Here is a 12,661-nt window from a genome sequence, read left to right as displayed (position 1 = left end):
GTCATTTTCCTCGATAAATCATACAAGTCGCGGTTGCATGCGCATATAAATTACCCAACTTATCTTTCAAGCTGCCTTCTGATATTCCCAATGAATAACCTGACTGTATCACCCGACTTTCCGCAATCAATAACGTATTTCTCGGTATCGCTTTTAACATTTTCACATGAAGATCAATCGTTCCATAACCAATATTAGGTTCGAGCGTTGTATGCACCGAACACCCAGTGACCAAATCCATTACGGTGGCAAAGAAGCCACCATGAACCCCACCCAATGGATTCAAGTGCCGATCATCCGCCATCGCTTCAAAGACCACTTTGCCATATTCTGCTGAAATGATTTTCATCGGAACTACGTCAGCCATCGATGGATGAGGAAAATCCCCCGTCACCATTGCTTGCATTAATTCTAAGCCAGATAAGTTTTCATTGAGCATCACATGTCCTTAGTATTTTATTAATCGTCTTATTTACATTAATAAAAATACCCCTTAAATAAGGGAAAGCCATTATTCCTTAGTCACAATGTGAGCTTGATACCATCTGGACAGACCAGGCATCTCGCTAATCGCTAGTGAATAATCTTATAATAACGTTCAACATTGATTGATACTCGCCCCCAATCGGAAGCTTTCGACCTCATCCTTCTTGTCTCTCCATTTTTAATTCTGCTGATACTTTTGTAACACGTACAGAAATCGCAATACAAATTAAGTAAGGACTTAAATACCAAAAGAGTTCCTCTAGTGGGTGCTTCTTCGTCTCGAGTACTGTACTTTCATACGCGTACTTCTGACTCTGGTAATTATCAAACATCCCCTGCAACCACATGACATCTGACTCTATCAGCTCTGAGCGAAACGTAATTTCAGGTAAACTATCAAACGTAAGATTAGGAAGTTCGTTAAAGTTTACCGACTGTAAGTAATTTGCTGAATTTAAAAACCATGAACAAGATTGTTGTGATTCAACACCTCTATTGACCCTTGGTTCACTCGCACAAAGAAAGCTCTTTAGTTGATTGACTGTATAGTCATTAATAGATTCAAGACTTAAAACAGCACGGGTATGTTCAGTCTCAGCCCAATCACTAGCGACTCTTGATCTCACCTCTGATACCGTCCCCATCAAACCAATTCCTGCGACTAAAGGCCAAAGGTAATCGACTTTCTTCCATTGTATTTTTGATAAATTTTTACCGCACCACAGCGGTATATGAAGAAACCCTGTCAATAACAGAGTCATAAAGAAAAAGAAGGTCGAATTAGAAAGAATAATCTCACTACTAAAAAAGCTATCCATAACTACCTATTTATATGCATGATTCTTTAAAAATAACACCAACAATAGACTTGCTGTAACTAAAATAATTCAGATTATCGTTTATACCATTATGAAAATCATTTATCCAAAGGGAATACCTTCAAATTGATTCTCAATATGCAAACTCATGCTTATCAAATAAATAAGCTTCTAAATTCCAATTTAACCTATTGATATATAATGATTATTTACCATTTAAATTATGGTCTAGTTTTTGCTCATATCTAATGGAGGTGATTACTATGACAGCAACGATAAAACTATTATCTACAGAGCAAACAAAAGCATTCGATACCGAATATGTAGACGCGAAAATGTTCACGCTAGTTCAACAAGCGCTTGAGTCTTATAGCATCATAAACAAACCCTTTACTCTTATGGATGTTGGTGGAGGAAATGGTAAATACGCAGACAAATTTCTAAGTTGCTATCCCAATGCACATGTAACGGTGCTTGATTCCGAGTATTCTTTATTAGAAAAAAACACATCGAATCAACGGAAGAATTTAATCCATGCCCCTTTTCAAAATGTTTCTGACATCCCAAAAATGCAAGTAATTCAATTTAATTGGGTATTACATCATTTTGTTAGTAGCGGGTATAAAGAAAGTTGTGCATTGCAACTCTCTGGTCTAAAAGATGCATATGAACTTCTTGAGCCTGGGGGCGTAATTTTAATCTTTGAAAATTTTTATGACGGGTGGCCGATGAAAGAACTACCAAGTAACATCATTCATCAGTTAACAGCATCAACCTCACTAGCGGCCATTACATCAAAAATGGGAGCCAATACCGCAGGCGTTGGGGTTTGTTTTCATTCAGAAAAATATTGGCGTAACTTACTTAGCACGGCCGGCTTTAATCAAATAAAATCAAAGCATTGCTATGATTTTGGTAATTTATCCACGCTTAAAAAGATATGTTTATGCATCAATGAACAACGAGTTGGGCTTCTTATCGCACAAAAACCAATATAATATTCAGATAAGCGTTACTTGATTAAGATAAAGTAGCGCTTATCGATATGAGTTTCTTCATAGAGGACAACCTCTTTTTTCTCTATGACGTGAAGTCATACAAATTATTCTGACAATCATACAACTCAACCATCCCCGTTTGTGTAAAACCGGCTTGTTGCAACAATCGATTAGAATGTTGATTATGAGGTAAGGTAACAGCCAAAACACGAGATAAAGAATGACGTTTCATGCCTTCTTTTAATACCGCTTTCGCCGCTTCTAGTGCATAACCTTTACCACAATATTGAGGTAAAAACGCATAACCTAAATCAGGGAACTCAAGCTCATCTCGTTTAAGTAAACCACACATGCCAATCGGTGTTTTTGATTCTGTCAGCATAACCAAACTTAATCCAAACCCTATTTTTTCATAACTTGCCAGTGGACCGGATTTAAGATAATTCTCAGCATCGACTATTGTGCGTACTTTCTTATCTGCAATATAACGAATAAAGGAATCGTCATTAAGTAATTCAATAACAAATTCCGCATCATCCAGCGTAAATTGACGAACTGTCACTCTTTCACTTTCACACACAATCATTTTTATACTCTCTCATATGAATCAATACATTATAGAGTCTCAATGTATTATACGAACATTTGACCTTTTATCGTTGTTACCGCAGAGCCAATCAATTTTATTCGTCCATTAGAAAGAAGTTCACTACCAACGTAACCACCACGAGAAGAGGCCTGATACCCCATAAATGTGGTCTTATTTAGCTTTTCAGCCCAATAGACCGTTAATGCACAATGCGCAGATCCAGTTACCGGATCTTCATTAACCCCTACCCAAGGTGCAAAATAACGAGAAACAAAATCCAATTCATCCGATGACGACTTCGCTGTAACTAACACACCACGACCGGTAAGTTGTTTCAACCCATCAAAATTAGGAGACAATGCCAATAGTGCCTCTTCACTTTCTATTTCTATGAACTCTTTGGAATCAAACTGGCCGAGTGAGATAACTTCTTTTTCATTAATCCCTAAACACGCCAATAACGCTTCATTCTTTACCGTATCAAACGAAATGGTGGTTGGTGGGAAATCTAATTCAATGGTTGAATCTTGAAGTTTCGCAGATAACGCACCTGACAATGTATTAAAAACAACGCTCTCACCTACATTAGCTAAGCCGATTTCTTTTAATACATGTGCAACAGCCAAAGTACCGTGACCACACAAAGCCACTTCAACTTTAGGGGTAAACCACCTTAATCTCATATTGGAAAGCGATAAAAAAGCAGTTTCCGATACCGCCATTTCTTCAGCAATAGACAACATTAATGCTTCTGTTAGCCCACTTTCACTAATGCAAACACCCGCAGGGTTTCCTTTAAATGCTTCCGTTGTGAAAGAGTCCACTTGATATATGTTCAAATCCATTGACTGTTTACCCCTTAGTAATACTGTCTATTTTATTCTCAGTAACTCTTTTTTAAGATCGTCTATCTTTTGCTCTTTTTCTGCTATTTTTTGTTGGTACTTCTTAATTTTATCTTCTTTTTGATCTTGCTTCGCTTCAATCAAATCAGAATGATTTTCGGCGATCTCTTCATTCAGCTCTTCAATCTCTTCTCTCAAATCGCCTTTAATATCGTCATTAGTACAATAGGTTGTAACTTCTGTAAGCGCGATATTCAACCCAGCCACTTTGTGGTCATTGCCATTCTCTTCAGCAATGCTAATTTGCTTTTCAATCTCACAACTTTTCTGTGCACAGCCAACTTGAGTACTGCAATCTAATGCCGCCGCCGCTTGTGCTGTAGAAAGGCCAAAAAGTAGTCCACTGCAACTCATTGCAGAAATAAAAAATAAGCGCGATGTTTTCTTTTTCATAAAAGTTATCCTGTAAAATGAATGATGTTAATTATAGTTACGTGATAAAAATTATAGCCCGATTCAACACATTTAAGTCAATTGCTTGAAATAACATCGCTTTGATTCCATCTTATTTTCTATTTAACCGATTTAATCACCCTACATGGGTTACCAACGGCAACACTGTTATCAGGAATATCACGATTCACCACACTGCCCGCACCTATCACACAATTATTACCAACCTTAACACCCGGTAAAATAGACACGTTGCCACCAACCCAAACATCGTTACCAATAGAGATACTCGACCCATATTCTGTTTTTTGACGTTCAATAGGATCTAATTGATGGGTTCCTGTTGAGATCATAACGTGTGGGCCAAACAACACGTTATTACCAATCGTCACCTTACATACATCAACAATAGTGAGGTTATGGTTAGAATAAAAATTGCTACCAATGTCAATGTTATAACCATAATCACAAAAGAAATTAGGCTCCATATGTGCTTGGTCTTTTATACACAAAAGTCCTTTTAATATGGCCATTCTTTCATCTAACTTGGTTGGATCCGCTAAGTTAAATTGGTGACAAACCGCTTTCGCATTCATTCGGTTTTTTAACAACATTTCATCCCAAGCATCATAAGGAAGACCGGCAAGCATTTTTTCTTTTTCTGTCATTTCATGTCCAAAATTAAAAGTAAATCACGGGAATAATTAGCGCTTGATTATACTCATTTAAATAACAACGAATGTGACCAGTATTGACTATTTATACCATGCATAATAAGATGCATTTAAAATGCACCTTAATAAGTTAACGAGGAATCCAAATGGCACTTTCATTTACAAAGATATTCAAAAAAAGCGAAACAAAAGCAACAGAAGAGAAATTAGTACAACAACCAAACTCCAATGAAAAAACAGCTTTTGACGCTAAAGAAAAAGAAGTGAAAAAACACGGAGAACCAGGTGTTTGTTGTGGTTCATGCTCATAAGTTCATCATTAATAACCTCGGAAACAAAATCCGAGGTTTCTCTCTGTTTCGTTAAAAAACTAACTTATCGTTAATTCTTGCAAAGACACCTTTTTGTTCTCATTATGCGTTAATAACTCAATCTCTTTAAAGCCCATTTTTTGATGGAAGAGTAACGAAGGTTCGTTCGGTGGCATCACATCGATTTCAGCAACAACACGCAATAATGATCGCTCTGTTGCCCAATTTAGAGCCAGCTTATAGAGTGTTGATGCCACTCCTTTCCCTTGAAACTGATCAGAAACCACGATCCTATCAATATACAAAAATGAATCGTAATTCTCATTAAACCATTCATAGTTAATGCTTTCGTATTTCACACCTTGAGTAAATGCCAATAAAAAGCCAGCAATGCGGTCATCTTCTTCAATCACAACGGATATCGCCGACATTTCAATTAATCGAACTAATTTACTTTTATCCATTGGGCTTAATACCTTTACAAACTGCTCATTTAGCTCAAGTATCGTATCCATGTCTTTGTCTAAAATGGTTCTAATTATCACGCTGACTCCTTGTTCATCATGCTTGTGTAATCAATCAAAAACGTGGTCTCTATCACGCATTAACCTCAGTAATCCATCACCGCATTATACTCACTTGTCAGTGTCGATTAAATGGCTTATTAATAGACTTAATAGTCCAAAAAATAATGATATTAGGATGAAAAACCATGAAATTGATCATGAACGCCGATGATTTTGGCTTATCAGAAAGTGTGAATAATGGCATCGTTGAATGCTTTAAATCAGGTATCGTTACCTCAACCACCATAATGATGAATCAAAAAGGCGTTGAGCACGCAGCACAACTGTATAAACAAGGTTTAGTCCCTGAGATTGGTTTGCATTTTACCGTCACCGCAGGACAGCCACTGTCAGATCCTTTGATGGTATCAAGCTTAGTTGACGAACATGGTTATTTTTTGGATAGAAAAACCTTAATGAATAAAAATGTATGTGAAGAAGAAGTCTATATTGAGCTTCACGCACAGTACAATGCCGCTATTGAGTTGGGCTTGAATATTAACCACATTGATAGCCATCATTTCGCTGGTGTCTATCCACCACTAAAAAAAGCATTTATCCGTTTTGCTAATGAGATTAACCTCCCAGTTCGCCGAATAGATAACATCAGTCACGGGCAAGATGGGCTAACAGTGCGAACTCCTGATGCGTTTGATGCTCAGTTTTTTGATTCAGGCGTCTCTCTTGAGCAACTAAAAACACTAATTTTAAGCTATAAAGACACGCTTTCTGATGGCATTTTAGAACTGATGTGTCACCCAAGTACAGAAGACAATTCTGATCTTACTGAGTTAACCAGTTACATGGCTATGCGTGTAATAGAAAGAGATTTACTGACGTCGCCAGAATTATCACACTGGCTTAAAAAAGAAGGGATTGAATGCGTTGGTTTTAATGCGTTGTCTTAACCTTATTATGGGTAAAACCCCAATGACACCCTACTTATAAGCAGTCGTGTCATTGGGCTGTTTAATGTAAAGCCAAACTAAAGAATGACTACACCTTCCACTTCCATCACGCTATTTGCATCAGCACGATCGATAATTTTAACTAACACCGATTGAATGGTTTCATCTTCTCGAACATCATTTTCACTGGCAAACTTTTGCTCTTGAGGCTCCGCCCCTTCTTCTAAAATAAACGTCACAACCACTTCTGTTGCCAAGTCTGATGTTTTCCCAAAATAGGACAGAGAAAGCTGAGGATATCCTTTGAAGCCTTTTTTAACTTGTTTTGCTATACGCTTTTTTGCTTTATCCACATTCATAACTTAATCCTTGTGCTTACTGAGCTTGAATAATTCCAATACATCGTCAACATAACACGCTAATGATGCTAGCGAGAGTTTCAATTTACCACCTAAAGCACTGAAACTAAAGAAGGTAATCACTCTTATTGATGTCATTGTTAACCAAAACATGAATCCACGTTAAATCGACTTGAAAATATCGCAACTCAACACACCCTCCGTCGCCTTTTTATCTCTAGGTACATATCGGATCTCATCAATATCAAACTGGAACGGTTCATCCGCATATAAAAGAAATGGCGTATTAATACTAGAGAGAGACTCTTTCTTCAATATAATCTCGCTTCGGGATCGCACTCTTTATTTTTGGCCATTCTTGGAAGTAAGGCAGAGAAAATGCATCAGGCAATGAGGAAGCGTTGGGATCAGAAGAGACGGGAAACGTCGTAAGAAAAAAAAGAGGAAAACCAATAACACTTGCATGAGTGATGTTATTTTTGATGACCATCGAGAACCCCTTCTCTAATTCTATACATTCTTTTTAGTCTAGGATAAGAAAGAGGCTCAAAAAAGCGATGATGGGAAAATAAATAGTGAGTCAGTTATTCTTGAGATCTAAGCAGTAAGCGGAAGCTCGCCACCACCACTACTGAGTTCGACGTAAAACAGAGTCCAAATCATCAGACATCACAGTGAACTTATCAAGAATTTGCTCATAGCCATATTGAGAAGGTAAAACCCAATCATCACACTCAGATTTGGCGGGAACACCTGGTAGTAATGTTAACTGCAAACGTGCTTTATGATCTCTGGTCATAAATCGAATATCGTACTCAGAATAACAATATGTACTGTCGGACGAAGATGATTTTTTCCATTGAACAAGCCCTTTGCCAAGTAGCGTTCCATTCGATTCATTTTCAACCCGTAAAATTGGCTGACTTTTTCCGTAAGTTGATATGATATGACGTCGAGCCTTTTCCCATAATACCTTCTGTTTATCACTCAGTTCGGTATAGGTGAACGTCTGCGCCTTAATATCTGAAGCAGAAATAGGCGAATCTAATGGGCTTAAATGAGAACTACACCCAGCAAGCAAGGCAATTAGCATTAATCCAAAACTCTGTTTTCTCATTTAATACCCATTTTAATCTGTCTGTTGAACCGCAATTATTAAATAACGTTAAACATCATTAGCAATTGCAAGTGCCACCGCATGAGCAGCGTGAATCTCTGTCGTATCATACAGAGGAACTATTGATAGTGACAAAAGAAATAATCAATTAACCCCCTTGTAAATCCGTATAACCCACAATTATTCCATCAAGCTCTGCAACAAAAGGATTTAACGCCTTCATTTTCGTTTTCCAAACCTCTGCATCAAACGCCTCTGGCGCCCATGCATTTACTTGATCTTGAGAATAATCTTGAATATTTACATGTCTAACCGTGTTAAAGAAAATCGCCCATAATGCAGTCGAATCCTCTTCAATATAACGCCTTACTCGCAACATCATTTACCCCTCTGTATTAACCAATAATAACGATAATGAAAGACGATATTCGTCGGTTTATTCCCCTTAATTCTCATTCAAGATGATCCAAAGGCGACATAAATTACGTAGAGATAATATCAGCATACGATTTACTTATTTTATTATGTGACTTTTACAGTCAGTCATCGCCTCTGTACCCTAGACATAACTTAGTGAGACTCTTTAATGAATATATTGATTATTGGCGCTTCTGGAGGCATTGGACTTTCCATTGTGAAAAGCGCTATTAAACACTACCAAAATGCCTCAATTTTAGCCACCTATCACCACCACATCGGGTTTTCTCATTTAAATGTGCACTGGATTAAATTAGATGTTACTAACGAAAACGAGATAAAACAGCTTTCCAAAACGGTTCACGATGTAGATATTCTCATTAATGCCGTAGGATTTCTTCATTCTGAACAACATAAACCTGAAAAATCGATAGCGCAGTTTAGTCACGATTTATTTGATAAGAACATGAACTTAAATACATTACCTAGCCTCATGTTAGCTAAGCATTTTGAAGCCGCCCTAAAAGCATCAACAAATAATACTTTCTATGTCGTTCTCTCGGCAAGAATCGGTAGCATAAAAGACAATAACATTGGTGGATGGCTAAGTTATCGCATGTCGAAAGCCGCGTTAAATATGGCAATAAAAACAATCAGTATCGAGTGGAAACTTAAATTGCCACACTGTTGCGTGATGTTATTTCACCCAGGAACTACGGATACCGAATTATCAAAACCATTTCAGAAAAATTTACCAAAAAACCAACTGCAATCGCCTGAATTCACCTCCGAATCACTGTTAACATTAATCCATCACTCAACACCAAGTGATTCAGGAAGGTTTCGTAGCTTTGATGGCACAGACATTGAATGGTAACGACGATCTACCATAGAAATTTTTCGATGAGTATTTCATCAATGTATTTCCCACGAATTTTAGCATGATTCTTTGCGGTACCAACGATCTCAAACCCTTGCTTTAAATACGTAGCCAAGGCATTTTCATTATCACCTCTAACGTACGCAAATAACTTCTCATACCCTTTCGATTTCGCAACGGTAAATGTAGCGTCAAACAATGCCGTTGCAATGCCTTGTCTTCGGTATTGTTCATCGACAAAGGTACCAATAATTCCAACATGATCAAAAGCACGAGTGTACGTCGCAAAAGGTTCTACATTTTGAAAACCTACAACACATGCTCCATCAACATCGAGAGCGACATTAAAAACTCCTCTCTCTGGAAACGCTTCAATAAACTGCGCCTCTTCCTCAACCGAAAATGGAGTATCTAAAATAGAAAAAAGACCGCCCTCGATAATAGGGTTTAATACATTAATGATGCCTTGAGAATCTTCTTTTCTAACGCCTCTCACTATTACGCCCATACTTTGTCCCTATATTTAATGTTGATACTATAAATCACAATAAAATATTAAATAAAAATATCTCACACTGCAAAGATAATAACAAAATACATTCATAAATTAGTCTAATTACAATTTAAATAGACAATATATATATGTGTTATTTTGAACCGACCTCTTATTTACAACGATCACATTGGTATAACGAATATAATGCTGATAAAAACACCAACCCATAAATAAATATAATAACTCGAGATACTATGATAATTAACAATTATATCAGCAGTTGGTACCGAATTACTCCGCTTGCACTTGCTATATCTGGAAGCTTAATCGCTCCATCCACCTTTGCAACTGAATTAATCGAACCTAAATCCTGTTCGGCACACGAAATTTCATTATCAGCTCAGTTTCTCGATAATATCGAAAACGCCAATTATGAATGTCGAAAATCTTGGTTTAGTGCTCCTCGCCCATTATTTGAATCGTTATACAGCGAACCCCAATTACAAAGAGTGGGGCATCGTCTGAATCTACGCATCACTGAATATACGGGTGAAGATTCACAAGCAAACCAAATTGAAAACCTATCCGAATACGTGCGCGCTGCCTATTATATTCGCTACGGATTTAAAGCCGAACTGAATGATTATTCTGATCAACTCGATGCTCAACTTGCGGAGAGTATTCAATCTTTTATTGCCCACCCACAAGCCATGGCAACAGGACAAAAGCAAGCAAATGCCATGTATAGCATGATCTATATGATCGACAGCATTCGACAATTGCCTTCTATCATGGATTCTTTAGTAACCTTGTTGGATACCCTTTCTGTCGATAATGCCGACAATTGGGAAAATCAACGTACTCTAAATGTTCTATTTCAAGCCATGAGTGGACATTCAGGCATACAAACGTATTACGATCATCTTCAAGCCCGTCCTGATTATCTCATAAAGTTACATCAATTTATTTTAAACAAAGAATAGGCGTTAGAGACTCAATCAAGTTTCTTAGTCACCAATGCCGCTCGTGAAATGGGTCGTTTACTTGCTAGCCCGCACGCGAGTACACGTAAACAAGTCTTAACTATTCTTCAAGATCTCTTAACCCGTTATCCTCTCGGTGGAAAAAGCGACAAAATGTGGGTCGGTATTGCTGAAATGCTGAGCTACTTCGCCCCCGACAAAGCAAAAGAACTTGGTCTTGAAAACGCCAAACAAGATCTAGAGCAACGAGTCATCACTTTAGATTATAACTGCGATGGCCCAGCCACCATTCGAGCTCAAAACATGACACAGGCACAAGCACAAACGAACTGTGAGATGTTGACTGAAAAAGAAATAGATTTTCATATCGTCACGAAAAGTGGTTACCGCCCAGTAAATGATGATTTGAACGACACCGTTGAAATCGTCGTATTTGACAGTAATTCTGATTACGCGACTTACTCCTCTTTCTTGTTTGGAAACACAACAAACAATGGAGGTCAGTATCTGGAAGGAAGACCAAGTCAAGTCGACAACAAAGCACGTTTTATCGCTTACCGCCAAGATAATAATGACGGATTTGCCGTCTTAAACCTTGAGCATGAATACGTCCATTACCTTGATGGACGCTTTAACCTACACGGTAACTTCAATGAAAATTTACGTGAAGGCTATGTGATTTGGTGGTTAGAAGGCTTTGCAGAATACATGTCTTATAAAAACGGTTATAGCGATGCGATTAAAATAGGACGAAAAAAAACCTACCGTTTGACTGACATTCTAGCAACGACCTACAGTCACGATACCGATCGTATTTACCGTTGGGGTTATTTAGCGGTGCGATTCTTAATCGACAATCATCCAGAAGAGGTTGATGCATTATTGGCACTCTCTCGTGAAGGCGACTACAAAGCATGGGCAAAAACCGTAAAAAACATCGGTGAACAATACGATAGCGCGTTTAATACGTGGTTAGACACCGTGGCCGATGAAGAATCCCCTGATAAAGGCGACATTGAAAACCCAGATAAACCGACTCAACCGTCAGATAACATCACGGCATTAAATACCAATACTACCATCGCCTTATCATCAGAAATCTATAACGAACAATTGTTCTATTTTGATGTAACGTCTGAGGCAACAGCAGTATCCATTTCTATTTCGGGTGATGGTGATGCCGATGTGTATGGCAGTTTCAATAAAATCGCTCACTATTACGATTACGATGTCAGCAACTTCCAACGCGGCAGTGAGGAAACGATTCGATTCACACCAAACAATGCCAATGCCCCTCTTAACGCAGGTCGTTACTACTTTAGTGTTGCAGCAAGAGAAGCGTTTGAACACGTAGAGCTAACCGTTAACATTGAAAATGAAGCGTCAACAACAACGCCAACAATACCATCAGATGACTTAAAACCTGTGGTACTAAATAAAAGCATCGCCACTGACATTGTCATTCATGAACAACGTTATTTAGTGCTGTATGTACCAGAAGGCGATCAAACCGTTCGTATTTGGGTAAACAATAAATCATCGACAACGAATGAAAATAGAGGCGATATTAATCTCTATGCCGCCAAAGATTATTGGCCAACAGAGAAACAAAACGAAGCGTCTTCGGCTCATTTCGGAAATAATGAATTCATTGAAATGCACGTTAAAAAATCAGGCTATGTTTATTTCTCAATGACCGCATCTCAACCCGATAACTTAACGGAAGTATACGTCACATACGAATAGATAAAATAATTAAGG

Annotated in this window: 17 protein-coding genes and 1 pseudogene; 6 read left to right on the top strand and 12 right to left on the bottom strand. The window is 37.9% G+C overall.

Going from position 1 to position 12,661, the window contains the following annotated elements; translation table 11 throughout:
• Position 1: 1 nt before the first annotated feature.
• Entirely contained in the window at positions 2-439 is a 438-nt protein-coding gene (locus VSAL_RS08070) for a PaaI family thioesterase (RefSeq protein ID WP_012550166.1), read from the bottom strand.
• Between the two features lie 202 nt (positions 440-641).
• Entirely contained in the window at positions 642-1,247 is a 606-nt protein-coding gene (locus tag VSAL_RS08065) for a hypothetical protein (RefSeq protein WP_085941848.1), read from the bottom strand.
• Positions 1,248-1,567: 320 nt separating this feature from the next.
• Between VSAL_RS08065 and VSAL_RS08060 the strand changes: the two genes are divergently transcribed.
• Positions 1,568-2,302 (top strand): methyltransferase, encoded by a 735-nt coding sequence (locus VSAL_RS08060; RefSeq protein ID WP_044583247.1) that lies wholly within the window; start codon positions 1,568-1,570, stop codon positions 2,300-2,302.
• Positions 2,303-2,384: 82 nt separating this feature from the next.
• Here VSAL_RS08060 and VSAL_RS08055 read toward each other — a convergent pair whose 3' ends face one another.
• From VSAL_RS08055 to VSAL_RS08040, 4 genes are all read right to left on the bottom strand, one after another.
• Positions 2,385-2,888 (bottom strand): GNAT family N-acetyltransferase, encoded by a 504-nt coding sequence (locus VSAL_RS08055; protein WP_012550163.1) that lies wholly within the window; start codon positions 2,886-2,888, stop codon positions 2,385-2,387.
• A 47-nt stretch (positions 2,889-2,935) separates the two neighbouring features.
• Positions 2,936-3,736, bottom strand: a complete 801-nt coding sequence (locus VSAL_RS08050; protein ID WP_012550162.1) for a PhzF family phenazine biosynthesis protein — start codon at positions 3,734-3,736, stop codon at positions 2,936-2,938.
• A gap of 27 nt (positions 3,737-3,763) precedes the next feature.
• Complete coding sequence (locus VSAL_RS08045; RefSeq protein WP_012550161.1) at positions 3,764-4,189, bottom strand: DUF1090 domain-containing protein; 426 nt, start codon at positions 4,187-4,189, stop codon at positions 3,764-3,766.
• A 119-nt stretch (positions 4,190-4,308) separates the two neighbouring features.
• Positions 4,309-4,857 carry a sugar O-acetyltransferase gene (locus VSAL_RS08040; protein ID WP_012550160.1) on the bottom strand — a complete coding sequence of 183 codons (549 nt, stop codon included), beginning with the start codon at positions 4,855-4,857 and terminating at the stop codon, positions 4,309-4,311.
• A gap of 152 nt (positions 4,858-5,009) precedes the next feature.
• On the opposite strand from VSAL_RS08040, the gene VSAL_RS22555 reads away from it, so the two are divergent.
• Positions 5,010-5,174, top strand: a complete 165-nt coding sequence (locus VSAL_RS22555; protein WP_012550159.1) for a CCGSCS motif protein — start codon at positions 5,010-5,012, stop codon at positions 5,172-5,174.
• A gap of 59 nt (positions 5,175-5,233) precedes the next feature.
• Here VSAL_RS22555 and VSAL_RS08035 read toward each other — a convergent pair whose 3' ends face one another.
• Complete coding sequence (locus VSAL_RS08035) at positions 5,234-5,719, bottom strand: GNAT family N-acetyltransferase (RefSeq protein WP_129546044.1); 486 nt, start codon at positions 5,717-5,719, stop codon at positions 5,234-5,236.
• Between the two features lie 167 nt (positions 5,720-5,886).
• On the opposite strand from VSAL_RS08035, the gene VSAL_RS08030 reads away from it, so the two are divergent.
• The gene (locus VSAL_RS08030) at positions 5,887-6,648 is read left to right on the top strand and encodes a carbohydrate deacetylase (protein ID WP_012550157.1); all 762 of its coding nucleotides are present in this window, start codon (positions 5,887-5,889) and stop codon (positions 6,646-6,648) included.
• A gap of 77 nt (positions 6,649-6,725) precedes the next feature.
• On the opposite strand, the gene VSAL_RS08025 is transcribed toward VSAL_RS08030, so the two are convergent.
• The 4 genes and pseudogenes from VSAL_RS08025 to VSAL_RS08010 form a co-directional block, all read right to left on the bottom strand.
• On the bottom strand, positions 6,726-7,007 hold the full coding sequence (locus VSAL_RS08025) for a hypothetical protein (RefSeq protein WP_012550156.1): 282 nt from the start codon (positions 7,005-7,007) through the stop codon (positions 6,726-6,728).
• Positions 7,008-7,299: 292 nt separating this feature from the next.
• The gene (locus tag VSAL_RS08020; RefSeq protein WP_012550154.1) at positions 7,300-7,497 is read right to left on the bottom strand and encodes a hypothetical protein; all 198 of its coding nucleotides are present in this window, start codon (positions 7,495-7,497) and stop codon (positions 7,300-7,302) included.
• Positions 7,498-7,635: 138 nt separating this feature from the next.
• Complete coding sequence (locus VSAL_RS08015; RefSeq protein ID WP_012550153.1) at positions 7,636-8,124, bottom strand: hypothetical protein; 489 nt, start codon at positions 8,122-8,124, stop codon at positions 7,636-7,638.
• A gap of 122 nt (positions 8,125-8,246) precedes the next feature.
• Positions 8,247-8,503 (bottom strand): annotated as a pseudogene (locus VSAL_RS08010) (GNAT family N-acetyltransferase); the annotation flags it as partial.
• A gap of 207 nt (positions 8,504-8,710) precedes the next feature.
• Between VSAL_RS08010 and VSAL_RS08005 the strand changes: the two are divergent.
• Complete coding sequence (locus VSAL_RS08005) at positions 8,711-9,418, top strand: SDR family NAD(P)-dependent oxidoreductase (protein ID WP_012550152.1); 708 nt, start codon at positions 8,711-8,713, stop codon at positions 9,416-9,418.
• A gap of 7 nt (positions 9,419-9,425) precedes the next feature.
• Here VSAL_RS08005 and VSAL_RS08000 read toward each other — a convergent pair whose 3' ends face one another.
• Positions 9,426-9,929: a GNAT family N-acetyltransferase gene (locus VSAL_RS08000; RefSeq protein ID WP_012550151.1), complete on the bottom strand. Its 504-nt coding sequence runs from the start codon at positions 9,927-9,929 to the stop codon at positions 9,426-9,428.
• A 242-nt stretch (positions 9,930-10,171) separates the two neighbouring features.
• Between VSAL_RS08000 and VSAL_RS22770 the strand changes: the two genes are divergently transcribed.
• Both VSAL_RS22770 and VSAL_RS07995 read left to right on the top strand, forming a co-directional pair.
• Positions 10,172-10,900 (top strand): M9 family metallopeptidase N-terminal domain-containing protein, encoded by a 729-nt coding sequence (locus VSAL_RS22770; protein WP_049940356.1) that lies wholly within the window; start codon positions 10,172-10,174, stop codon positions 10,898-10,900.
• 48 nt (positions 10,901-10,948) lie between these two features.
• Positions 10,949-12,646, top strand: a complete 1,698-nt coding sequence (locus VSAL_RS07995) for a collagenase (RefSeq protein ID WP_049940355.1) — start codon at positions 10,949-10,951, stop codon at positions 12,644-12,646.
• Positions 12,647-12,661 lie beyond the last annotated feature (15 nt).

Source organism: Aliivibrio salmonicida LFI1238, assembly GCF_000196495.1.
GTDB classification, from domain to species: Bacteria; Pseudomonadota; Gammaproteobacteria; order Enterobacterales; family Vibrionaceae; genus Aliivibrio; species Aliivibrio salmonicida.
This window is presented reverse-complemented; position numbering and strand designations above follow the sequence as displayed.